The sequence below is a fragment of the Nonlabens sp. Hel1_33_55 genome, assembly GCF_900101765.1.
In the GTDB taxonomy this organism is placed as follows: domain Bacteria; phylum Bacteroidota; class Bacteroidia; order Flavobacteriales; family Flavobacteriaceae; genus Nonlabens.
Map to the genome: position 1 here is coordinate 250,073 of NZ_LT627735.1, position 22,883 is coordinate 272,955.

A 22,883-nucleotide genomic window follows, 5' to 3' on the forward strand; every position below is an offset into this window, starting at 1 on the left:
ATTTTAATTTGGCTATTTATTAAGTGTCCTATTTTTCCTACTGATTTATTTTTAGGTCATGACGCTCACTCCCGAACAAATCACCAACGCACTAGCTGAGCCAGAAATGGCGGCACACCTTGCAGACCTTGTCTATATACAGGACGAGCACTTATCCATTCACCGAAAAAAATATGGTAAGGGCTTTACTTATTTGATCAATAATAAGGATCGAGTGACTGATAAAAAAGAGATTGATCGCATCAAGGCGTTAGTGATACCGCCAGGTTGGAAAGATGTGCGTATCTCTGGAATTGAGAATGGCCACCTGCAATCTGTGGGACGTGATGACAAGGGCCGCAAGGTGTACAGATATCATGACTTGTGGAATGTTCTTAGAAACCAGACAAAGTTTTTTAAAATGTCCGCTTTCGCGAAAGCGTTACCCAACATGAGAAAACAGCTAGAAAAAGACCTCGAATTAAACGGTATGCCGCTTAACAAATGTCTTGCCATCGTACTGTCTGTAATGGATGCGACGCACATTAGAGTAGGTAGTGAGCAATATGCGCGCAGGAATAAAACCTACGGGCTGTCCACACTTAGAACCAAACATGTGGATGATACGGCAGACGGTATCGAGTTTCATTTTAATGGCAAAAAAGGCGTACAGCAAACCAAAAATATAATCGATGCAGACCTGGTGGAGCTCATTCATCAATGTGAGGAAATTCCAGGTTGGGAACTTTTTCAATATTATGATGAATCAGGCAAGCATCATGGTATCGATAGTGGAATGGTCAACGATTACATCCATAGAATAGGCGGTGAAATTTTCACGGCCAAAGACTTTAGAACTTGGGGTGCCACCACCACATTTTTTGAAACGGTTCTAGAATTACCTAAACCAGAAAGCGAAAAAGAAAAAGACAAGAATATCCTAAAAGGCTATGATGCCGCTGCAGAAGAATTGGGCAATACACGTGCGGTTTGCCGCCAGTACTACGTGCATCCTGAAGTTCCAAATATTTATCAGGATGACAATTTTGAACCCTATCGCAAAAAGGCGAGAAACTACAAGGATAAGAATCACATGACCGCGAGTGAGCGTTGCGTGCAGGAAATCATCGAGAATTTTGAGATTGAGTTCAAGCTAGATGAGTAACTACCACTTATAGATCAGCACTTCATTATTGTCTAGAGTGACCAGATATCTGGACTTTCCACCTGCAATTTGTGCCATCGTATTGCCGTAAACGGGTAAGAAAGGAATGGTTTCACCTTGATTATTCAGAATGAACACCTTGTTTTCCCCATTCTCAATTACAGTTACATAATCCTTACCGTTGACTCTAGATATTGTTGCGGGTAAGTATGTGCCATAAGGTAATGTGGTTTTTGCGCCATTGATTTGAAGCACATTTTTGTTTTGAATAAGCTGGCTTCTCGAGGTGAAGCCTATTTGTGAATCAGTATCCAGTGATGTGTTTGTAGTAGTTACTTTACCTGTGGTTGGATTTACGTGCAGTAGTTTGTTATCAGCATTAACCAATTGAATCAGATTATTAAAGAAATATAGATCAGATTTTGCGTCAATTTTAGTCTTCACATTAGTTCGTGTTGAACCGGTACGAGTGAGAAGTTTCAACTCGTTTTTGTCTGTAGTAAAACCAATATAATCCTTATTACCTTTTCTAAAATGCTGCGGACTATTCAAAATAGTACCATCAGATTTGTAATCAAAACCACTCACCTTGTTCCCTTTTGAATCTAACATGGTGAGATCTTTACCTGTGGTCACTACAAATCGATAGTTGCGATTATTGTCATAATCAAAAATGCTCAACGGCTGGCTAATTTGATTCTTGGGACTGAAAGGGAATTTATCGACGTTCTCACCTTTTCGGTCCAGTAAATAGACTTTTTTTGAAGTAGCAAAAAGTAACTGCTTGCGATCGTTTTTGTAAACATCTACATTTTCAATATCGCCCAGGATTTTGGAATCCAGTTCTTTGGTCCAGTGCACCTCACCACTTTCAGAAATCAATGACAATTTGAAGTCTTCGGTTTGAAAAGCAACGTCATAGGTATTGTTCAAATGATTAGGAAATAGAAATGGACCAGCAATGATATTACCTTCTGGTTTGAAAGAACCTACTTGCGCTACTAAGGGTTGTTCTGCAGCAGTCGTTCCATAAGGTATTTCCAGTCTGTAAAAGGCATAAGAATCTTCATGAACGTATTGACTAATAATGGCTTTGAACGATTTCTCGTCCATGGTTTTCAATGCTTTCTCATCATTCTCGCTAATGGTAATAAAAGGTTGTTTCAATTTTTCAAAACTGGTGATGTTAAGAAGTGAGCTGCTGCTGCTCATTTTTTTACGAGCTTCCATCCACCAATTCTGTTTAGATAGAGTAGTACCGTTTTGATAGCTAGCGATCACTTCTTCCAGCGTTTCCTGCTGTGCAGATAATACCATGAATTGATCCATGACGGTGACATAACTCAAGGATAGTTCTGAAACCAAGGGTTTCATGCTGCGAGTTTCAATAGGGTCTGCAATGGTATAAAATGGTACATCGCGATAGGTACTTTTTGCCGCGCTTATACTATCAAGGTCGACAAATAGATCCTCATAAGGCATCAATGTAAAAGCGATGGCTTGACCACTTTCCAATTCAATAGCTGACACTTCTTGTGAATTGAGCAATATGTCATTCAGTAATTGAGGAACAGTAACTTTCCTGTTATTATATTGAGACAGATTACTCAATAATTGTTCTTGATCGCTATAAGTGGTAGAAGACAATGATTTGAAATTTGCAGGCGCTATCTGGTCAAGTTGGTTTTCTCGCGCATCTAAATCATTATAGATAGTTTGCTTCTGGTTCAAGCTATCCTTGTAGACGATCAATCCATCCATATAAATGGAATTGCCATTTATTTTAGGCTCTAGTTGATACCAGTCACCATAATTACGAGCATTAGTTTTGTTTCTTCCCAGCAGGAATTGATATAGCCATTGCTCATCAGACGCATTGATGTAAATGCTTAGGTCGTCATGGGTACGTTCATAAAGTGTAACAAAGGACTTGTCAAAAACATAATCGGTTAGATTGCGGCGTATGAGACTTTCAACCACTAGAATGGAAGAACTTGCGATGTGTGTTCCATTTTTATCTGCGGTGTAATAGGTATTACCATCGGCAGTTTTTTCTTGAATTTCTGTATCGTTGTAATCGATGCGTTTCACGGTAGAACTAGAATCTGCGGTACTTTCAAAAGTCTCTGTCAATAATGTGATGGCCACTTGGTTTTTACCTTCCATACTCAAAGCCACAAAGGATTCTGACTTGAGTTGATAGTTACTTAAAAACGAGCTAGCGCCTTTGATTTCTTTAATTCTGGAGAGAGATTCCAGTTGCTCATATAATGGGTTGCTATCCAATAAATCATTGATCTCCTGAATATCAGAAAGTGCAATGAGAACTTTGGAATGATCAGGAATACTATAAATAAGAGCTGTGTCTTCCATTTTAGGATCACAACCAATAATTACCGTGAGAAGAAAAAAGAAGGCTAAAAATCTGTTCATACCGTGGATAAATCGCATGACGCAAAAATAGAATTTATGAGTCCAAACCACTCTGTTTTAAGAAACTTATAGAGGCAACTGTAGTTGCTCTGGCAATAATTTGAAACTCATGCGGTGATAAGGTGTCGTTCCAAATTCCCTGATGGCCGCTCGATGCTGTTTAGTGGGATAACCTTGATTCTGTTTCCAGTGATACATTGGGAATTCTTGATCCAGCTTTTCCATGAATTCATCGCGATGGGTTTTTGCAAGAATGGAAGCAGCAGCAATATGTAGATACTTACCGTCACCTTTTATCACTGTTGTTGAAGGGATTTTAGGAAAGGCGTGAAAACGATTGCCGTCAACAGCAATGTGTTCTGGAGCTACATTCAAACCCTTAATCGCATGATGCAGTGCTTGAATACTCGCATTGAGGATATTAATTTCATCGATTACAACCATGTCCACATGAGCAACATGGTAAGACAAAGCCTCTTTCTCTATGATTTCACGCAGATGGTTTCTACGCTTTCGCGAAAGCGTCTTACTATCATTCAGCCCTGCACAGGTAAATCCTGGAGGTAGTATCACAGCTGCAGCAGTTACTGGTCCAGCAAGACAACCACGGCCAGCTTCATCAGTACCGCACTCTATGAGTTCAGGATGTATTTTTTCCAACAGCATGTCCTGCAATGATATGGAATTTATCAAATCTCAATGATTATGGCAATATCCAACTCATATCAAAGTTGATAAAAGGTCGCGTTTAATTGGACGCGGCAATATGTATAATACCTATTTTTGGCATCGTGTCACGACTCATGAAATCCTTACTATTATTCCTGCTGTTCCTAGCATCAACAAGTGCATTTGCATTACAGCAACCTGTTCGTACACTCGACAATGGGAACCAGCAACGACCTCTTAATAATAAAGAAGTAAGTGTAGAAGGCGAGAAGCCGCCTATTACAGATTATTTGATCATAAGCCAGTCCAGAGATACCACTTATGTAGATACCACGCTTAGCATGGCCAAAGAATTCAAATTCAATTACCTGCGCAAGGATAATTTTGAATTGATGCCTGGAGCAAACATAGGCCAACCTTATAATAAGTTGATCAAGAGATTTGATATGGAACAGCTCACACCCAGAATGGGAGCAGAGGCACGCCATGATAATTATTATGAGATAAGCGACATCAATGATTATTATGTACCAACACCGTTAACAGATCTTTATTTCAAAACTGCCATCAATCAAGGCCAGCAGTTGGATGCGCTTTTTACTTCCAATATTTCACCTCAATTTAATTTCTCAATTAGCTACAAGGGAATGCGTAGTGCTGGTGACTATGTAAATACATTGACTAGTACGGGAAACTTTAAGTTTACGGCTAATTATTTTTCAAAGGATAATAGGTACTGTATGCGTTTGCATACTGTATTTCAGGATTTGAGCAATCAAGAAAGTGGTGGATTGACACCAGATGCTTTGAATGGATTTATAACAGTAGATGAGGATTTAGATGATCGAGGTAGACTAGAACCCAATCTGGATGACGCCGTAAGTTTATTGGACGGCAAGCGATTCTACATCGATCATGATTATGAATTACTAAAATCGACTGACAGTCTTAGGAATTACAGTTTGCGTGTGACTAATAAAATGTCTTTTGAAGATAAGTTCTACAGGTATCAAGAAGCTACCGCATCAGAAGAGTTTCTAGGTGAGGCGTTTCAGGCGACGAATATAAAAGACAAAACCAACCACGAAGAAGGTTATGTTGAATTGGGTGCCTCACTTGATCATTACCTATTTGGTAACATCAAAGCAGCTATAGGAAGGCTGGACTACACTTATGGATACGACCGTGTACTCAACCGTGGAACAGAAACGATCCCTAGCAGGTTAAATGGAGAAGTTTATCAATTCAAAGCAGAATTTGAAAAGCGATTAGGCGTGTTTCAGTTTGAATCGCATGGAGGTATTAATGTTGCAGGAGAACTGGATGGACAGTATCTTAATGCAATGGCTAGCGTGAACTTTAAAGATTTTACAGTTGCGGCTGGCGCAGGCATAAGCTCTCGAGCACCTAATTTCAATTTGTTATTGCACCAGAGTGAATACAGAGAATATAACTGGCAGAACTCTGAGTTTAGCAACGTCAAAAAACAGCAACTCAAATTACAGGTCAAATCAGAGAAATATTTTGATCTTGATGTCGAGGTGAATACGATTCAGGATTATGCATATTTCCAAGAATTAGCAATCCCAGATATTACAACTGGCTTGACTGTTTACAATGCGATACCTGTGCAAACCAATGAAGAGTTGATCTATTTAAAAGTAAAAGCACATAAGTCCTTTGAATTCCTAAGATATTTTGGAACTGATCATACACTAGCATTCCAGACGGTTGATCAGACTGATGGTATCATCAATGTTCCTAGTTTTGTCACGAGAAACAGTATTTACTATAAAGATCGCTGGTTTAAAAAGGCTATGCTGGTGCAAACAGGAATCACGCTCAAATACTTTGATGAATACAATATGGATGGCTACGATCCAGTCTTAGGAGAGTTTTATACTCAGAATACGGTAGAATTGGGAGCCTTTCCTTTAGTGGATATTTTCTTCAATGCAAAAATCCAGCAGACACGAATTTTTGTGAAGCTGGAGAACGCAACTTCTCCTTTGGGCCAGCCCAATTACTTCAGTGCGCCTAGAACTCCGTTCAGAGATTTGAGCCTCAGGTTTGGTCTTGTATGGAATTTCTTTCTTTAGTACCCATAGGATAGCAGCCTCTAAAATTAAAGTTTTACTAAAAGCGTTAAATGTTGTATGTACAAGGATTTGTGCATGAGAGAGTTGTAATCAGTTTTTGTTAAATTTTGGTTTTCGTTGAGAAGTCCTTAGGAACTAGTGAGCCTTATGCGGCGTATGTTTGGCAAAAAATAGATAACTATGAAATTTACCAAATTAACAATCGCCATTCTATCTGCAGCTACAGTGTTTGTGTCATGTAACGATGACGACGATATCACTGAAGGTCGTTTTGACCGTGCAGAATTGTACGCAACAAGTAACACAAGTGGCGCAATTACCGTTTATGACCTTTCTGACGGTGATGATCCAGAAACTACTACATTTAATGTAGCTGGTACTCAAGAAAATGAGGGTATTGTTTATGATCCATCTACAGATCAAATAATATTCGCCTCAAGAACTACAAACTCCGTTCATATTGGTGACAATATTGAAGACATGATTGACGGTACAACTCAGTCCTTGACTGTAACCGCTAGTAATTCAGAATTATCTAGTCCAAGATCTGTCACTGTCAATGGTAATTTTATTGTGGTTGCAAATAACGTTTCGAATCAACTCTTTATTTATGAAAGAACTGGAAGTACTGTAACCTTGAGAAATACTTTGCAAGTTGGTTTTGCTTTATGGGAAATACAGTTTGATGGTGATGACCTATTTGCAGTCGTTGATAACACAAATGGTATTGCAGTTTTCAATAATTTAATTACTGCTAATACATCAAACGGAGCTGTACAACCAAGTAAGACAGTACTTATAGAAGGTATTCAAAGAACTCACGGGTTTGTTTACAACGCAGAGGATGATATTGCTATAGTAACTGATATTGCTGACGCAACAGTTTTTGACGATGGTTCATTCCATATCATAACTAACTTCTCAACTAAATTTGACGCCGTTACTAATCTTGGAACTTTACCAGTAGCAGGAAATCAAGTTGAAGTTATTGGTGCATCAACATTTTTAGGTAATCCAGTTGCTGCTGCATATGATGCTGAAACTAATACGATTTTCATTGCCGAAAATAGAAATGGTGGCGGTCGTGTTTTAGGTTTTAATGCTAGCGCGAGCGGTAATGCATCCCCAATTATTGACAATTCCTTGCCACGTGTAAGCACAGTATTCTTCTATGGTGAGGACTAATTCTCAATAGAAATTGATATTATTTGAAAGCCTCCCAATTTTGGGAGGCTTTTTGCATGCAGTATTTTTTATCCTTATATATTTGTGCTGTGCAAAAAATGAAACATTTTATTTCTGCTGGATTGATTGCGTTGCTTTTTGCGATGCAACTGGCTACACTGCATCAGTTTTCGCACGATGATTCTTCAACGGTTTGTGACATATGTTTGGTCGCACAACAGGTTCAGTCTTTAGATTATACGCCTGTAGACGCAGCAACTGTTCCAATCTATATTCCTATTGAGGTACCTCAAGGGATTGTAAATGAGTACGCTTTCGCGAAAGCGGAACTTCTTTCCTACTACCACCTATCCAGACCACCACCAGTAGATTGCTAGAAAATTAAGGACACGTTTCTAAGTGTCAATTTTTAGTAATCAATACTTATATCATGTTTAAACAACTAGGTATAGCAATGGCAATGATTTGCTTTGCATATGCTGTTAATGCTCAAGACTGTCGCGTTGAGCTCAAGGGAATTGTAACAGATTTCCACGATGGTGAGCCGCTGGCTTTTGCCCAACTTTATATCAAAGACCTACAGAAGGGTACTTCAACCAATGAAAATGGAGAGTACGTCCTTAGCAATCTTTGTGCGGGAACTTTTGATATGGTCATTACTCATCCTGAATGTGAGACCAAAACAATTCAAATTGAAGTTCAAAACGATAAGATTCAGAATTTTACGTTAGAGCATCACATCAACGATCTGGATCAAGTCGAGGTTGTTGCAGATGTTCACGATGATCATGAGAAAACGCAATCATCCACTAGAGTCAGTGAAGAAACCATTAACGAGTTTAGTGGTGCTACCCTAGGTGATGCTCTTGCTACTGTTCAAGGTGTTTCGGTTTTAAAAACGGGTAACAGTGTGACAAAGCCTATCATTCATGGACTATTTGGGAGTCGTGTTACTATTGTCAACAACGGTTTGCGACAACAAGATCAGGAATGGGGCGTTGAACACGCGCCCAATATTGATTTGAATACTGCCAGCAATATTCAAGTGATCAAAGGTGCTAGTGCCTTGCGTTATGGCGGTGACGCCATAGGTGGTACGATCGTGATTGATCCTGAACGTTACCTGGCAAAAGATACGCTCAAAGGTCAGGCAATAGCTCAATTACAATCCAATGGTCGTGGTGGTAGCTTTACTGGTTCAGTTAGTAATTATAAGAAAAGCGGCTGGTATCAGCAAGCTACGTTGACTTATAAGAAGCTTGGCGATTTTGAAGCGCCAGATTATGTGTTGAGCAATACAGGCAGTCAGACTTATGCGGGAAATTTTGCGATAGGTTATCACAAGTTTGAGTATGGCGCGAGCATTAGGTATTCGTATTATAATACAGAACTTGGAATTTTGAGAGCCTCGCATTTAGGGAATTCAAGCTCATTGGTTACTTCCATTAATACAGGAGTACCATCAGTGATTCGGGATTTTACTTATAATGTTGATCCGCCTAAACAGGATGTGGAACATCATGGACTCCAACTTGACGCCTACAGAAGAATTCAAGGTTTGGGAAAATTGGAATTGAATTATGCGTTTCAATTTAATAACAGACTGGAATTTGATATACGTCGTCAGGCTTTTGATGGAGAAGCGTCGCTAGACCTGGACTTATTGACTCATACGCTCGCTGCTTTTCTCGTTATTGATTCTATGGAAGATACTGAGGTTGAATTGGGAATTGACGGATTGTATCAAAACAATTCTCCAAATCCAGCAACTGGAATACGACGATTGATACCAGATTATGAGAGTCAAAAAATAGGCGGTTTCGCTAGTTTCAATCATCAATTGAGTGATCAATGGTTGTTCGACGCTGGCTTAAGATATGATTATTACAGAATCGATGCTGATAAATTCTACCTTCAAAATAGGTGGGAAGGTTTAGGATACGATCAGCAATTCCCAGAATTTGAAGTCCGGGAAATTGATAATCAGATTTTGACAAATCCAGTATTTGATTACCATCTGTTTGCGTTTAGTGCTGGCGCTAAATATCTTCTGGAAGAGCATTATGATTTTGCTCTTAATTTAAGTACGGCAAACCGTGCGCCTAATCCTTCAGAATTATTTAGTGATGGTTTACACCATGCGCTAGCTTCTATAGAATTAGGGCAATTAGACTTGAGAAAGGAGCAATCCTACAAGTTGAATTTTGTAGCACATGCGGTACATGATAATCTGGACGTTGAGGTGAATCCTTATCTGAATATTGTGGAAGACTATGTACAATTGATTCCTAATGGGATTGAAACCACTACACGCGGTGCGTTTCCAGTATATCAATACGAGCAAGTAAGTGCCGTATTAGCTGGGGTTGATGTTGGGGCGACATGGGATATCTTCAAAATTTACAGTGTAGATCCTGAAAGACAATTCTTGGATCCAGTGATTGAGAAACACTTGTCACTCAATTCTAGATTTTCATATATCTATGGCCAGAATCGTACGAATGATGAGCCCTTGATCAATATGCCACCTACACAATTCTTTAACGAGTTAGTATGGACTAATGGTATTCTAGATAATCTAGAACTTAAGATTTCTAATCAGAGTACGCTTAAACAAACTAGATTTCCGGATAATGATTATGAGGTTGAAATACCCGATGATCAAGGCAATACTCGTATAGAAACCGTCAGGATTTCTGAATCACCAGCAGGCTATAGTTTGTGGAATGTTGGTGCCGGCTACTCTTTCGCGAAAGCGAAATTAAACTTAAGAGTCAACAACGTTTTCAATACAAACTATCGCAATTATTTAAACAGACAACGCTTCTATGCAGATGACATAGGAACCGATGTACAATTACAATTCATCTATAATTTTTAAAAACAAATTCAATGAAAATCAAATTTATAAAATCACAAACCATGAAAACTCAAATTTTAAAACTGGCTTTTGCAGCTGTTCTTGTAACATCATTGACAGCTTGCGGTGATGATGATGCTCCAGAAATTATCAATGAAGAAGAGGTGATCACAACAGTAGAATATACATTGACAAATTCAATTGATGCTAATAACGTTGTCGTTTACAGATCATTTGACGCAGGTGGTGGAGCTTCACCGGCAGTTACCGTAACGGGAACTTTACTCGCAAACGCTAACTATAATGGAAGCGTTAGATTTTTGAATGAATCTGACCCACAAGATGCAGACAATATTACTGAAGAGGTGATGGATGAGGCTAATGATCACGAGGTGTTCTATGCGACTCCTGTCGCTGGTGTAATTATCACAAAGCAGGATACGGATTCTGACGGAAATCCATTAGGATTGAGAACAAACTTCAACACAGGTGCTGCCGGATCAGGAAACTTAACCATCACTTTGATCCACTTGCCTAAAAAGCCTAATAACAATACGGTGTCTGATGCAAGGTCAACAGGTGGTGAACCAGACGTTCAACAAACGTTTTCACTCAACATTCAATAATTAGTCAGCCCTTAAAAAAGGGTATAAAAAAACCGTCCCGATAATTAAACTATCGGGACGGTTATTATTTTAAAGAAGAATAGATTTAATCTACAGCATCTTCAACATCATCAGCAACGTCTTCCATTTTGTCGCCTACTGAATCGTTTTCTTCTCTGCAGCTTGAAATGCTAATCGCAATTAAAGCTACCATACCTAGTACTAAAAATTTCTTGATCATAATATTATATTTTATAATTGATTGATTAAAAAATGTACGTTTAGTTACAATGGTCTGCGACCAGAGATAATATTTATTAGTATCACAATTACAGCAATTACTAATAATACGTGAATTAAGCCACCAGTTCCAATTCCAGGAATAACACCTAGAAGTCCTAGCAACCACACAACGATACAAATTACGGCTACAAGCCAAAGAATACTTCTCATAATAGTTAGTTTTTTAGTTAACGGATTGAATTTACTTACATTATTTGCAGCCTATTGTTAATGAAATGGCAATTAATTTATATTTAGTAGGAACTAGTGTAAGGTTTTGATTGATAATTGTGACTACTAGCTTTGCTAGTAATTTTCAGGATTCTCAATCACATCTCTGGCTCTTTTTTGGTGAGCGTCAATAACTTCCTTGTCCATTTTCTTAAGTAACGCCATCATCATATTCATGCGCTGATTGTTATCAAAATATTCTTTTTTCTCTTCCAGGAAATTCCAATACAAGGAGTTGAAAGGACAGGCATCATCTTCTGCTTTTTTCTTTGAGACTTTATAGGCGCAACCCTTGCAATAATTACTCATTTTATTGATGTAGCTACCGCTGGAAACATAAGGTTTAGTTGCAACCAGGCCGCCATCTGCCCATTGCGACATGCCACGAGTGTTAGTAATCTCGACCCATTCAATAGCATCGATATAGATTCCCAGATACCATTCATCTACATAACTGGGATCTGTCATGGTGAGCAGCGCATAATTTCCCGTGATCATCAATCTCTGGATATGATGCGCATATGCGTTATCCAGAGAGTTGTTGATCGCGTTACTCAAGCAATTCATTTTAGTGTCACCAGTCCAGTAAAAATCGGGTAGTGGGTTTTTGTTTTCTAATTTATTAAGGGTTTGATAGCTGGGCATTTCCTTCCAATAAATACCGCGCATGAATTCTCTCCAACCTAGTATTTGTCTTACAAAGCCTTCGATTTGGGAAATATGTATGTCGGTATCGCTTTCGCGAAAGCGTGCTACAGCAGCCTCAATAACTTCCATCGGGCTCAAGAGTTTGCTATTCATGGCAAAGCTCAATCTGGAATGATATAAATATTCCTGATCTGTATGCATAGCGTCCTGAAAATCACCGAAACGTATCAACAAGTGCTCACAGAAATAATTTAAAACATCTAGTGCATCTTGTCTGGTGGTGGGCCAGTTGAAGTTTTTCTCTTCAATTCTTCCAAAGGTTGCTACATTTTCCTCCTGCAACAATTTCACGATATGACTCACATCTTTGCGAAAGCCTTTCTCATGCGGGATGCTGGTGTCTCCATCCCATTTCTTACGATTGCTCTGATCATAGTTCCATTTTCCACCTTCGGGTTCTTTGTCGCCCTCGATCATGATGTCGTATTTCTTGCGCATATCGCGATAGAAATATTCCATCGTCAACCTTTTTTTTCCTTCAAAGAACTTTTTTACATCCATTCTTTTGGTGAGGAAATGTTCTGTATCAAATCCTTCCCATTCAATATCTAATGATTTGCAAAACTCCTTGAGCTGTTGATCCAGTCTCCATTCATCAGGTGCCAGATATTCAAACTTTTCAATGTCGTGTTTGTTGATGAGGTCATCTAGGTTTTTGACTAGATCCTGAGAATTCTCCTTATGATTCAATTCATAATAGACGTTTTCAAAACCACGATCATCCATCCAATCCTTGAAGGACCTCATGGCACTAAAAAACGCCACCACCTTCTGAATATGATGTTTTACATAATCAGTTTCTTGGCGCATTTCTGCCATGTGATATATAATGTGTTCCTGATCGCCATTGAACCAACTGTGCTTATGATTGAGTTGATCGCCTAGAATGAGTCTTAAGGTTTTAGGAGAATTTGACATGTTGTAACAACTGGTTGATTTAATTTACTTATAGGTATAACCTTTAAAATTTCAAGTTATGTCAACTAAGAAATATCTACCGTTAATCATATCATTAATTTATGCGGTAGGATTCCTTTTGTATGCCATGTTAAACGACATAAGTGGAGTTGATATAGCCATCTATGCTGTTTTAGGATATGCCATTGTTTTGCCTTTCGCAACAAAATGGGCGTGTAGGAAATTTGATTGTTCTCTTTTAAATAAAAAAACTACTCATGAATAGCAGTCTCAAAAGGTGGCTTTATGGTCTGACCGCTCTGTGGTTAATCGTCCTAATTATCTGTGCTTTTATAATAGAAGTTTCGCAGACGACTTTAATGATGAGTTATATAACCGGGCAAGGTTTTCTCATAGCGCTATTAATACCTTACTTAAAGCAACGCAAGAGTTGTACATCTAAAACTAAATGAAAGTAGTTTTCAAAGCCACAAATTTCTATACTCTTTATCGCTATCATATCGATCTGCTTGTGATTGAATATTAAAAGTTCGGTTTCTGGGATCGTTTCCTACACCGCTATTGTACATCCAGTTTCCATAATTCGAATGAACATCGTAGTCTATAAGGATATGTTCAAAATAGGCCGCTCCTAACCGCCAGTCCTGCTTTTGATGCATGGACCAATAACTGGCCACATTTTGCCTACCTCGATTACTCATAAAACCTGTGGCTGCGATTTCGTTCATATTAGCATTTACGAAATCTTCATGGGTTTCACCATCGATCCATTTGTCTAGAGCACGATCGCTGGATTTCCAATCATATTCTTTCTCTAGAATTCCGCTTAAGGCAAATATTTTTTCCTGATGTTTTAGAGAAACATACTTGAAAAAATCTCTCCAGATCAATTCAAAGATCAACCAATAAGTATCCTTGTTTTTTGTGATCTCGTCCTCAAACTTTTTCACCTGAGCATAAATCTGTCGTGGCGAGATACAACCTATCGCTAACCATGCGCTGAATTTGCTGCTATAGTCCGTGCCTACTAGACCATTTCTAGTTTGTTTATATTCTTGTAGTTTTTTTGTTTCCCAGAAATAATGGTTCAAACGTTCCCAGGCGCTGCTCTCGCCACCATTCCAGGGGAAGGCACTGCGAGAATCTTTTTCAAACGTTTCTAATCCTAAATCATTTAAACTTGGCATTTCAGTATCAGGGATTTCTGGCATCTTTTGGTGGTAGCCATCAATTCCAACAACCGCTCTAACGCTGCTTTCTTTTTCAAGTTTTTTGCGCAATTCTGTAAATACTCTTGGGATTTGCGAGATTTTAAAAGGAATATCGTCTGGATGATAAAGAAACTGATCATAAAATCGATGACCCTTTGGCTTACTCTCTAGTTGGTATAAAGCCTCACCTAATAGCTCTTCTTGCTCCGTTTCATCACGAGTCCATTCTTTTTGTAGATAGATATGCTTGATGTCATATTGCTTAACCAGATCTGGAATAACCTCGTGCGGAGCATCATGATAAATCAAAAGCGGTATGCCATGTTCCTTTAGATGACTACTCAAGTCTTCAATCGCTTCTCTAATGAATTGCGCCCTGAATTTTCCCGTTTTACCAAAAGGTAAATCCACATCTAGATCCATCCCAAAATCACTCTCCTGATAATATCGTGGATCAAAAAAGTAAACGCCTATAACATCACCATCGGCGTCGCAAGCTTCTTTCAAGCTCTGATTATCAGCTACTCTTAAGTCATTTCTAAACCAAACTAAATTCATATTCTGTATTAATTTTATTTTGCAGCGCTACACTTCTTGCTGCAATACTTCACGTTCTCCCAATTTTTCTCCCATTTCTTGCGCCAAGTAAACTCTCGCTCACAAACAGGACAAACCTTGGTAGGTAGATTATTCGGATTTCTCGCTTTTTGTTTCATAATTCACTTTCTGCACCTCATGCAGATTATGTTTGTTCAGAACTCAATGTTTATCAGTTCAGAGTACACATTCAGTCAAGTATCTCTACTTTATACTTAAATCTCAAATTCTAAATCGGTCAGTTCTTTTCCAACCTTAGCATAACTCAATCGTTTCTCGAGGTTAGCCGTTGAATATCCGTCCAGTCCATTAATGGCCATACTACCTGCTTTTTCTAAATGGATCCAGCCGTCTTTTGCCTGGATTCCTTCTTTCAAGAAAATATCAGTAATGCGGCAAATGACCAGAATGCATTTGTTCTCTTTTAAATAATACTCACTCTCATAACGAGCGCTTACTTGGATTTTAGCAGCTTTCACAAATGGCGCCTCAATACCGTCTCGCATCTCTTTTTCAATATCTAGATGTTCAAATTCTGAGATAGTGGGATCATATTTCGCGCTGCTTTGATGTGCGGCTTCCAGTATATCCGTGTTGATATGGTTGAGTGTAATTTGACCAGTTTCTTTCAAGTTTTTGTAAGTATCGCCAGCGCCATGTCCTAGAGGTCGCTGTATAAAACTGAACATTGCGGGATTACTTCCCAGGTGTGTAACACTGCTAAAAATGGCGACATTGTCAACTCCATTTTTTGACCTTGTTGCCAGCAGGTTAGCGCTTTTGTAACCGGTAACACTGTTGATTAGATTGCCTCGATAAATGCGCTCCATACCTTCAAGATCTCGGTTTGTAAAATGTTTCATTAGGGCGCTTTTCTCTCAAAGGTAGGATATAAGGCAAGCCACATTCAGCCCAACTATTTTAAAACTTTGCTAAATTGCCCAATGGACCATCAAAAAGCTTTTTCAACAAACCGCGAGACTTGGAACGCACGCACGATGCTACATTATAACAGTGGTTTCTATGATAAGTCCGCTTTCGCGAAAGCGAGAAATTCCCTAAACCATTACGAACAACGAGCATTAGGTGATATCACAGGCAAGAGTTTGCTACATCTTCAATGTCATTTTGGACAGGATTCATTGAGTTGGGTGCAAAAAGGAGCCATCGTCACTGGCGTTGATATTAGTGATACGGCTATCGATCTGGCTAGAAACCTAAGTGAACAACTTGAGTTGCCGGCAACCTTTGAGTGCTGCAATGTTCTAGACACATCATATCATATAAAGAATCAATTTGATATCGTTTTCACGAGTTATGGTGTGATAGGCTGGCTGCCTGACTTAAAACCTTGGGCACAGATGATCGCCCAGCGACTCAAAAAAGGAGGTCAATTTTACATGGTAGAATTTCACCCCATCGCATGGATGTTTGATTACCAAAACACGCCGCCTACCATATCCTACCACTATGCAAATAAGGAAGTGATTCATGAGGAGTATCAAGGAAGCTATGCCGTTGATGATAAGGGTCTTGACAGCAATGAATACAGCTGGAACCATAGTTTGAGCGAGGTGGTTCAGTCTTTAATCGATGCTGGTCTACAAATTACAACCCTAGCAGAACATGATGGTAGCCCTTATAATATCTTCCCAGGAATGCATAAAAAGGATGATTTATATTATCTCAAAGACCAACTATACCCAACTATATTTGAGATTCTCGCCGTGCTTCCCTAAGCTATGGTTAAAGCTATATTAAGTTTTGACCTAGGTGAATTGCCGCTAATTCTATAATCTTATTTTTGGCCAAAATCTAAACCATGGCCATCCTAGGACCTATCATTAAAGCTGCTCTCAATATTCATGAGTTTTTCACTCACGTGGATGACCACAAAATGGCACAGCAAAAAGTGCTGAAAAAATTGTTGGAAACAGCTCAGGACACAGCCTTTGGAAAGGAATATGATTTCAAAACTATTCTGGAAGATGACAATGTGCATGAGGCATTTGACAATGCTGTACCATTCCATGATTATACCAGTATGGATTCAAAATGGTGGAGCAGAATCAAAAATGGTGAGGAAAATGTGACCTGGCCAGGAATGCCTGGATATATGGCACGTAGCAGTGGTACCACTGGAAAAAAGAGTAAGATGATTCCTGTTACTGACGACATGCTGGATGCGATAAGCACCGCTGGAACACGGCAGGTAAGTGCGCTGACCAACTTTGACCTAGACGCAGAGGTTTTTGAAAAAGAAGCTTTAGCCTTAGGAAGTTCAACAGAACTTGAAATAGTTGACGGATTCAAAGTAGGTGAGATTAGCGGTATTGCCGCAAGCAATATTCCAGAGTTTTTGGAAAGCAAATATCGTCCAGGACAAGACATCGCGAGAATCGACGATTGGGATGAGCGTGTTCAAAAAATTGCAGAATTGTCTAGTGAATGGGACATCGCAATGATTAGCGGCATTCCGTCATGGCTGGAATTGATGCTTAAAAAAGTAATGGATTACCACAAAGTGGATTCCATTCATGAGGTATGGCCATCCTTGAGTGTTTATACTACTGGTGGCGTTGCATTTGAGCCTTATCGCAAGAGTTTTGAAAAATTATTTACAAAGCCCGTTACTATTGTGGATACCTATCTAGCTAGTGAAGGTTTTATCGCTTGCCAGCAACGTCAGGAAACTGATGCCATGCAATTAATAACAGATGGTGGCATTTACTTTGAATTCGTTCCCTTCAAGCCAGAATATATTTTAGAGGATGGAAGCCTACGACAAGATGTAACCACCTTAGATATTTCTCAGGTAGAAGAAAATGTGGATTATGTATTGATTATCTCAACAGTAAGCGGTGCGTGGCGCTACTTGATTGGTGATACCATAGCTTTTACTGACGTGAACCATGCAGAAATCAAGATTACTGGACGTACCAAGTTTTTCTTGAATGTTGTTGGTAGCCAGTTATCCGTTCTTAAAATGGAAACTGCATTGAATGAATTGCAAGAAGAATGTCATGCGAGCATTAAAGAATTTACGGTTTACGCTCGTAAGATCGATGGAGAGTTTTACCACAAATGGTTTCTGGAAACAGAAACAGATAAGTCTGAAGAAGATCTCGCCGACTCATTAGACCAAAAGCTGAAAGAGGCTAATAAAAATTATTCAGTTGCCAGAAGTAAAGCTTTAAAAGGTGTGAAAGTAACTAAGGTTCCAGAAGGGTTCTTTAACGACTGGAACGCACACCAAAAGAAAATGGGCGGTCAGGTGAAAATGGCCAAAGTTCTAAGCGATGACAAACAAGATGAATGGGAAGAGTTCGTAAAGGAGAAGTTGGGAACTGATTAGGAAATAGTCTCAGTCTCAGTAATCCATTGTGAGAATGGCTAGCGACAAATATCTTTAAGCAAAATTTTACTAAGGCAATCTGGGAATTGCCACTGAAAACTGAATACTCAAAATTAACTCAACTCTTCCATGGTAGGCACCTGACCTGTTTCACCATATCGATTGATAAGATCTGTAATTTCTTCTGGCGATAGATAGAATTGCCTCATGTGATTCTTATAGCTATCAGATAGGCTGGTGTGATTAAGAATGAAATTTTTGGTTTTCAAAATATAATCGCCCATTCCGTGTTTTACGGCATAATCGTCTGCCGCCCGTTCTACCTCTTTGATGTGCGTTTTGGAATACAAATACTTGAGTCCAAAAATTAGCATTCCAATGGTGGAACGACTGCGATAGTCCATCACGTGACCCAATTCATGACCTAACCATCCGGTTAATACGTCATTGGGAATCTCGTCAATGGTAAAATAATTGTCCTCTACTTTGAATTTTTTGCTGATTAAAATGATGTAAGCTCGGTTTTTTCTTGAGCTTAAAATGCTCTTCCACTTAGGTTGCGCCTGCATGAAATTCTTGCGTACCATATCGTTGTACTTGAATTCCACCTCGGTATCAGCGAGTTCTGGGTAATAGGACATGGCTAGTTCTGCCTCTTCACGTATATTTTCTGGTACGATTAATTTTGGGTACTTCATGGACGGGAAAGATAGCCGTTGGAGCGGTTTTAGCCGTGAAAAATGCGTTAAAACAAAATCGGCAGGTGATCAGTTCCTGCCGATTGTTGTGTGCAATGGGATTGAGATTGATATCGCTTTCGCGAAAGCGTAACTTCTCAAAAATCCTTAGAACTGTGCCACAATGCCGGCATTTATACCAAACGGGTGACCAGGACGTAAGCCAGCAGGTTGCCTGGAAACAGCATATTCATTGTCTAGAATATTGATGATGTTTGCCGTTATGGACAGATAATTATTGACGTGATAGCGACCAGAAAGATCAACGATAAAATTGCTGTCTACTTTATTTGAACTAGCGATGCTGCCTTGCCCGGCGATAGTCCTCATAGCACCTACAAAGCGAGCGTTGAGGTTGACGTCAAAGCTGTTATGGGAAACGCCAGCAAGTATGTTGAACTGATTTTGCGCGATGTAGGGAATTTCATCACCTATTTCTACCTCGCCATACACGTCACTATCAAATGCATTACGGAACTGCGTGTCAGTGAAAGTATAGTTCACACTAACGGGTAAGGACCAACTATTATTCATTTCAAGAAAATCATAGTTCAAGCTAAATTCAAGTCCTGCAACGTTTGCTGCGCCTGCGTTGAACTGGTCTGTCGTGCCACCACCACCAGCTGCGGCTAGATCACTTCCCAAAAGGTTGGAATAATCATTGAAAAATACAGTGGTCTCGCCACGTATTCCTGCTAGGTTGAATCTAGTTCCCAACTCATAATTGACGCTTTCTTCTGCATCTACATCTGGTGCGCTTCCAGGTGGTGAGAAACCTTTGTGAATTCCGCCAAACATGGAAATACTGTTGTCGAACTTGTAAAAGGCACCTACTCCAGGAATGAAAATATCAATGTTGTTCTCTCTGGAGCTTAGCTCTGATCCAGTACGTTGAGGATCTGCGCTTCCATAATTATCTCTGGTCAGCTTAATGTTTTCATAACGCAATCCTGGTGTTATGGTCAATTTACCAGTTGTAAACTTATAGAGTGCATGTGCGGCGATGGCGCTTGCCTCGCTTATTCGATTAGCATCTGTGCCTGGAGATCCTGGAGATGTCAAAGCAAGCCTGTTATTTTCTACAGCATATAGATCAACGTGCTGGTAGCGATCTTCTTGATCTTTATGATAGCGCAAACCTACTTCTAGTTCACTTCTAGTTTTTGAACCGAAGAATAGGTTCGCTTTAGATTGAATCCCACGACCGTAATAGCTGCGGTTGTTTGCTTTGACTCCTAGTACATCATCTGCAGTATCTGCACCACTGGATAAGGCTAGAAATTCATTTTGATTGGTAGCAGGATCGCGCAATATTGAGGCGATGCCTACATTGCCATTTCCAGTATTTACATAATCCAACTTGTACCAGTTGCGTGCAAAATTATTGGAGTAGGCCGTGGTGGTAATGAAAAGGTTTTTGGCAGGTTGGATCAGGTGTGTGAGTTGGATTTGATCGTGTTCGGTTTTGATGAAATCTTCTGCGCTGCCCAGATATCTTCTGTAAGGATCATTTTCAAAATCAGTTTCGGTAAGTCCTAGGTATGTCTCGTTGTCTAGGCCTTCACTGTATTGAAGTTTGAGCGTCAGTGATTGATAGACGTCAGCATCTGCTTTTGTAGAGTAGCGAACTTTTGCACTATAGTCATTGCGGTCAAATCCAGTATTGCCGCCACCATCAAGACTTTTGAATCCATCACTATTAAAGTTAAGGTATTCTACTACATAGCCCAGCTGCTCACCGCTATCACCTACACGCAGTTGTGTCTGGCGAGAGTTATAGTTTCCAAAATTCATTTTGGCATACCCTTTCAATTCATTTGGGATATTCGTTGATACAAAGTTGATCGCGCCGCCAGTGGTAAAAGGACCATACTGAACTTGGCTGCTACCTTTAAGGACTTCGATCGCTTCCATACGAGCCACATTAGGAAAATAGTATGCTGCTGGAGCAGAATATGGTGCTGGAGCTATAAGAACGCCATCCTCCATAAGCGTGATTTTAGCAGATCGTTCTGCTTGTGTGCCTCGTAGTGAGATGTTGGGTCTCAGGCCAAAACCATCTTCTTCAGTAATATTCACGCCAGGAACTGTAAGTAAGGCTCGATTGACGTCAGTATATTGAAACTTGGCTAAGTCTTTAGCCGATAAAAAATAGGAGGAACCCGTGCTATTTTGTGCTTCAAATTTGCTCCCAAACAATGAGTTTGACCTCAGTTTAATGGAATTCAGATTATTGATGGAATCTTGAATTGTGGTTTGCTGAGCGTTAGCAAAAACCATTGCCAGCACTACGAACAAAGAAGAAAAATATACTTTCATTTATTTAGACTAAATATGAATAGTTGTTTTGGGTATGCAAAACTAAAACCTTATTTAGATTAAATAAAAATTATTATTGAGTTTTTACATTGATAATCTCAATGGAAAGCACGTTTGTGATAGATGATGACTTTCTCTATTGAATTAGAGTTATTTATAAGCCTATAATTCTTTTGAAAGTTGCAAATGTTGCTGAATGCAGTCACCGATAGAAACGCCATAAATAAAGTTTCCAGCTACATGAAATCCGTGATTCTGGGTTTCCCAGTTTTTGATTTGATTCATTTTATTTTGATGTCCCACCACTTTTTGCGGAATGGCCTGCGGCCAGAATCGGCTATGGATGAGTTCTAACTTAACATCGATTCCCGTCCATTTGCGAAATAAAGGCACACAAAGATTATCAAAAATCACCTGCGGATCCTGGGAATTACAGTGATCTGGTCTGACGAAAAAATTCATTAATGCGTGATCACCAGCAACGGCTGTTTCAAATACGTTTCCATTGAAAAGTACGCCTATAAAATCCTTGCGTTCAAACGATGATGCTAGAAAACCAAAACCCGTTGTTTTTGAGCGCAATTCTTCTAATGTGATTTTGACTTGTAGCGTCAACATGGGATTGTAAGAGACTGCGATATTTGGGAAGTCTGTCACGGACAATACTTTTGTCAATTTATAGTAGGGTAGTGTAGAAATAATTTTATTAGCGATAATTTCCTGACCATTCTCCAAAGCTATCTTCCAGGCATCAGCTTCCTTAACTATTGACTGTATCGATTTGTTGAGGTGAATATGGTTATTGAGCTTTCGCGAAAGCGAACTAGTCAAAACCTCCATTCCACGGTCAAAGCTAACAATTTTGCGAGGTGCAGATGGCGATTTCTTGAGAACTTTCAATAGGCTGCCGTGTTCCCTTTCCAACTCCACAAATCGCGGAAACACAGATGCCATTTCAAGCTGAGCAGCATCGCCTGCATAAATACCGCTAACAATAGCTCCTGCCATGCGCCTTGCGACTTGCTTACCGAATCTGCGAGTAAAAAATTCCAGTACACTTTCTCCTGCTGGCGATTTACTGGTGATGAAAGGCTCCTTGAGAATGCGGAGTTTTGCGCCCAACGAAATGAGATTGGTAGAAAGTAGCGTCAACGGTGATGCCTTCAGGGTATGTAGTTGATCATCCCAAAGTATCTGGCGTATTTTACTTTCTTCCAATGCCGGTAGTATGCGGTCTTCAATGTGTAATTCTTGACAGAGTGCTTCTACTTCTGGCGTGAGTGCCATGCTGTTGGGCCCATGTTCCACTAACAATCCATCGATGACCTCTGATTCTATGACTCCGCCGCAGCGATCGGTGGCTTCTAGGATGGCAAAATCCTGTTCAGATTTGAGTAGAGAATATCCAGCGCTTAGGCCAGAAATTCCAGCGCCAAGTATAACTACATCATAGTTTTGCTTCAAAGTCATAAGGCAAAGGTAACCGTTGTCAGGATCAGATACCAGTTGCTATTCATTGGGTTTTGGTTC

General features: G+C 39.6%; 21 protein-coding genes. 9 read left to right on the plus strand and 12 right to left on the minus strand.

All coding sequences use genetic code 11. The features are described from left to right. Positions 1-58 precede the first annotated feature (58 nt). A complete protein-coding gene (locus BLO34_RS01115; protein ID WP_090751840.1) occupies positions 59-1,144 on the plus strand; it encodes a DNA topoisomerase IB in 1,086 nt (361 codons plus the stop codon). On the opposite strand, the gene BLO34_RS01120 is transcribed toward BLO34_RS01115, so the two are convergent. Next, positions 1,145-3,577 (minus strand): hypothetical protein, encoded by a 2,433-nt coding sequence (locus BLO34_RS01120; RefSeq protein WP_090751842.1) that lies wholly within the window; start codon positions 3,575-3,577, stop codon positions 1,145-1,147. A 66-nt stretch (positions 3,578-3,643) separates the two neighbouring features. Further along, positions 3,644-4,243, minus strand: coding sequence for a ribonuclease HII (locus tag BLO34_RS01125; RefSeq protein ID WP_090751843.1), 600 nt, complete (start codon positions 4,241-4,243; stop codon positions 3,644-3,646). Between the two features lie 137 nt (positions 4,244-4,380). Between BLO34_RS01125 and BLO34_RS01130 the strand changes: the two genes are divergently transcribed. From BLO34_RS01130 to BLO34_RS01150, 5 genes are all read left to right on the plus strand, one after another. Then, complete coding sequence (locus BLO34_RS01130; protein WP_090751845.1) at positions 4,381-6,345, plus strand: putative porin; 1,965 nt, start codon at positions 4,381-4,383, stop codon at positions 6,343-6,345. Positions 6,346-6,525: 180 nt separating this feature from the next. Then, a complete protein-coding gene (locus BLO34_RS01135; protein ID WP_090751847.1) occupies positions 6,526-7,530 on the plus strand; it encodes a hypothetical protein in 1,005 nt (334 codons plus the stop codon). A 98-nt stretch (positions 7,531-7,628) separates the two neighbouring features. Further along, positions 7,629-7,907: a hypothetical protein gene (locus tag BLO34_RS01140; RefSeq protein WP_157686594.1), complete on the plus strand. Its 279-nt coding sequence runs from the start codon at positions 7,629-7,631 to the stop codon at positions 7,905-7,907. 53 nt (positions 7,908-7,960) lie between these two features. Continuing rightward, on the plus strand, positions 7,961-10,411 hold the full coding sequence (locus BLO34_RS01145) for a TonB-dependent receptor (RefSeq protein WP_090751850.1): 2,451 nt from the start codon (positions 7,961-7,963) through the stop codon (positions 10,409-10,411). Between the two features lie 11 nt (positions 10,412-10,422). Further along, complete coding sequence (locus BLO34_RS01150) at positions 10,423-11,016, plus strand: hypothetical protein (protein WP_090751852.1); 594 nt, start codon at positions 10,423-10,425, stop codon at positions 11,014-11,016. 85 nt (positions 11,017-11,101) lie between these two features. Here BLO34_RS01150 and BLO34_RS14740 read toward each other — a convergent pair whose 3' ends face one another. The 3 genes from BLO34_RS14740 to BLO34_RS01155 form a co-directional block, all read right to left on the minus strand. Then, entirely contained in the window at positions 11,102-11,236 is a 135-nt protein-coding gene (locus BLO34_RS14740; protein WP_262492274.1) for a hypothetical protein, read from the minus strand. Between the two features lie 44 nt (positions 11,237-11,280). Next, positions 11,281-11,448 carry a lmo0937 family membrane protein gene (locus tag BLO34_RS14515; protein ID WP_157686596.1) on the minus strand — a complete coding sequence of 56 codons (168 nt, stop codon included), beginning with the start codon at positions 11,446-11,448 and terminating at the stop codon, positions 11,281-11,283. A 135-nt stretch (positions 11,449-11,583) separates the two neighbouring features. Next, a complete protein-coding gene (locus BLO34_RS01155; protein WP_090751854.1) occupies positions 11,584-13,134 on the minus strand; it encodes a cryptochrome/photolyase family protein in 1,551 nt (516 codons plus the stop codon). A 58-nt stretch (positions 13,135-13,192) separates the two neighbouring features. Here BLO34_RS01155 and BLO34_RS01160 point away from each other — a divergent pair, with 58 nt between their 5' ends. Further along, positions 13,193-13,399: a hypothetical protein gene (locus BLO34_RS01160; RefSeq protein WP_090751855.1), complete on the plus strand. Its 207-nt coding sequence runs from the start codon at positions 13,193-13,195 to the stop codon at positions 13,397-13,399. A gap of 196 nt (positions 13,400-13,595) precedes the next feature. On the opposite strand, the gene BLO34_RS01170 is transcribed toward BLO34_RS01160, so the two are convergent. The 3 genes from BLO34_RS01170 to BLO34_RS01180 all read right to left on the minus strand — a co-directional run bounded on the left by BLO34_RS01170 (position 13,596) and on the right by BLO34_RS01180 (position 15,805). Beyond that, on the minus strand, positions 13,596-14,903 hold the full coding sequence (locus tag BLO34_RS01170; RefSeq protein ID WP_090751859.1) for a DASH family cryptochrome: 1,308 nt from the start codon (positions 14,901-14,903) through the stop codon (positions 13,596-13,598). 14 nt (positions 14,904-14,917) lie between these two features. Further along, a complete protein-coding gene (locus BLO34_RS01175) occupies positions 14,918-15,061 on the minus strand; it encodes a DUF2256 domain-containing protein (RefSeq protein WP_090751861.1) in 144 nt (47 codons plus the stop codon). Between the two features lie 96 nt (positions 15,062-15,157). After that, positions 15,158-15,805 carry a flavin reductase family protein gene (locus BLO34_RS01180; protein WP_090751863.1) on the minus strand — a complete coding sequence of 216 codons (648 nt, stop codon included), beginning with the start codon at positions 15,803-15,805 and terminating at the stop codon, positions 15,158-15,160. A gap of 81 nt (positions 15,806-15,886) precedes the next feature. On the opposite strand from BLO34_RS01180, the gene BLO34_RS01185 reads away from it, so the two are divergent. Continuing rightward, positions 15,887-16,681 carry a class I SAM-dependent methyltransferase gene (locus BLO34_RS01185; RefSeq protein WP_090751865.1) on the plus strand — a complete coding sequence of 265 codons (795 nt, stop codon included), beginning with the start codon at positions 15,887-15,889 and terminating at the stop codon, positions 16,679-16,681. Positions 16,682-16,764: 83 nt separating this feature from the next. Further along, positions 16,765-18,297 (plus strand): GH3 auxin-responsive promoter family protein, encoded by a 1,533-nt coding sequence (locus BLO34_RS01190; RefSeq protein WP_090751866.1) that lies wholly within the window; start codon positions 16,765-16,767, stop codon positions 18,295-18,297. Positions 18,298-18,410: 113 nt separating this feature from the next. Here the strand turns inward: BLO34_RS01190 and BLO34_RS01195 are convergent, their stop codons facing one another. The 4 genes from BLO34_RS01195 to hemG all read right to left on the minus strand — a co-directional run bounded on the left by BLO34_RS01195 (position 18,411) and on the right by hemG (position 22,823). Further along, a complete protein-coding gene (locus tag BLO34_RS01195) occupies positions 18,411-18,995 on the minus strand; it encodes a hypothetical protein (protein ID WP_090751868.1) in 585 nt (194 codons plus the stop codon). After that, positions 18,955-19,224 carry an anti-sigma-F factor Fin gene (locus BLO34_RS14815; RefSeq protein ID WP_172823978.1) on the minus strand — a complete coding sequence of 90 codons (270 nt, stop codon included), beginning with the start codon at positions 19,222-19,224 and terminating at the stop codon, positions 18,955-18,957. Before BLO34_RS14815 ends, BLO34_RS01195 begins: the two co-directional genes overlap by 41 nt. Continuing rightward, on the minus strand, positions 19,143-21,353 hold the full coding sequence (locus BLO34_RS01200; protein ID WP_090751870.1) for a TonB-dependent receptor family protein: 2,211 nt from the start codon (positions 21,351-21,353) through the stop codon (positions 19,143-19,145). Before BLO34_RS01200 ends, BLO34_RS14815 begins: the two co-directional genes overlap by 82 nt. A 162-nt stretch (positions 21,354-21,515) precedes the next feature. Continuing rightward, positions 21,516-22,823: a protoporphyrinogen oxidase gene (gene hemG, locus BLO34_RS01205; protein ID WP_090751872.1), complete on the minus strand. Its 1,308-nt coding sequence runs from the start codon at positions 22,821-22,823 to the stop codon at positions 21,516-21,518. Positions 22,824-22,883 lie beyond the last annotated feature (60 nt).

Coding starts and splice junctions, on each gene's coding strand:
- BLO34_RS01115 (WP_090751840.1), top strand. CDS start 59: ATGACGCTCACTCCCGAACAAATCACCAACGCACTAGCTGAGCCAGAA.
- BLO34_RS01120 (WP_090751842.1), bottom strand. CDS start 3,577: ATGAACAGATTTTTAGCCTTCTTTTTTCTTCTCACGGTAATTATTGGT.
- BLO34_RS01125 (WP_090751843.1), bottom strand. CDS start 4,243: ATGCTGTTGGAAAAAATACATCCTGAACTCATAGAGTGCGGTACTGAT.
- BLO34_RS01130 (WP_090751845.1), top strand. CDS start 4,381: ATGAAATCCTTACTATTATTCCTGCTGTTCCTAGCATCAACAAGTGCA.
- BLO34_RS01135 (WP_090751847.1), top strand. CDS start 6,526: ATGAAATTTACCAAATTAACAATCGCCATTCTATCTGCAGCTACAGTG.
- BLO34_RS01140 (WP_157686594.1), top strand. CDS start 7,629: ATGAAACATTTTATTTCTGCTGGATTGATTGCGTTGCTTTTTGCGATG.
- BLO34_RS01145 (WP_090751850.1), top strand. CDS start 7,961: ATGTTTAAACAACTAGGTATAGCAATGGCAATGATTTGCTTTGCATAT.
- BLO34_RS01150 (WP_090751852.1), top strand. CDS start 10,423: ATGAAAATCAAATTTATAAAATCACAAACCATGAAAACTCAAATTTTA.
- BLO34_RS14740 (WP_262492274.1), bottom strand. CDS start 11,236: ATGATCAAGAAATTTTTAGTACTAGGTATGGTAGCTTTAATTGCGATT.
- BLO34_RS14515 (WP_157686596.1), bottom strand. CDS start 11,448: ATGAGAAGTATTCTTTGGCTTGTAGCCGTAATTTGTATCGTTGTGTGG.
- BLO34_RS01155 (WP_090751854.1), bottom strand. CDS start 13,134: ATGTCAAATTCTCCTAAAACCTTAAGACTCATTCTAGGCGATCAACTC.
- BLO34_RS01160 (WP_090751855.1), top strand. CDS start 13,193: ATGTCAACTAAGAAATATCTACCGTTAATCATATCATTAATTTATGCG.
- BLO34_RS01170 (WP_090751859.1), bottom strand. CDS start 14,903: ATGAATTTAGTTTGGTTTAGAAATGACTTAAGAGTAGCTGATAATCAG.
- BLO34_RS01175 (WP_090751861.1), bottom strand. CDS start 15,061: ATGAAACAAAAAGCGAGAAATCCGAATAATCTACCTACCAAGGTTTGT.
- BLO34_RS01180 (WP_090751863.1), bottom strand. CDS start 15,805: ATGAAACATTTTACAAACCGAGATCTTGAAGGTATGGAGCGCATTTAT.
- BLO34_RS01185 (WP_090751865.1), top strand. CDS start 15,887: ATGGACCATCAAAAAGCTTTTTCAACAAACCGCGAGACTTGGAACGCA.
- BLO34_RS01190 (WP_090751866.1), top strand. CDS start 16,765: ATGGCCATCCTAGGACCTATCATTAAAGCTGCTCTCAATATTCATGAG.
- BLO34_RS01195 (WP_090751868.1), bottom strand. CDS start 18,995: ATGAAGTACCCAAAATTAATCGTACCAGAAAATATACGTGAAGAGGCA.
- BLO34_RS01200 (WP_090751870.1), bottom strand. CDS start 21,353: ATGAAAGTATATTTTTCTTCTTTGTTCGTAGTGCTGGCAATGGTTTTT.
- hemG (WP_090751872.1), bottom strand. CDS start 22,823: ATGACTTTGAAGCAAAACTATGATGTAGTTATACTTGGCGCTGGAATT.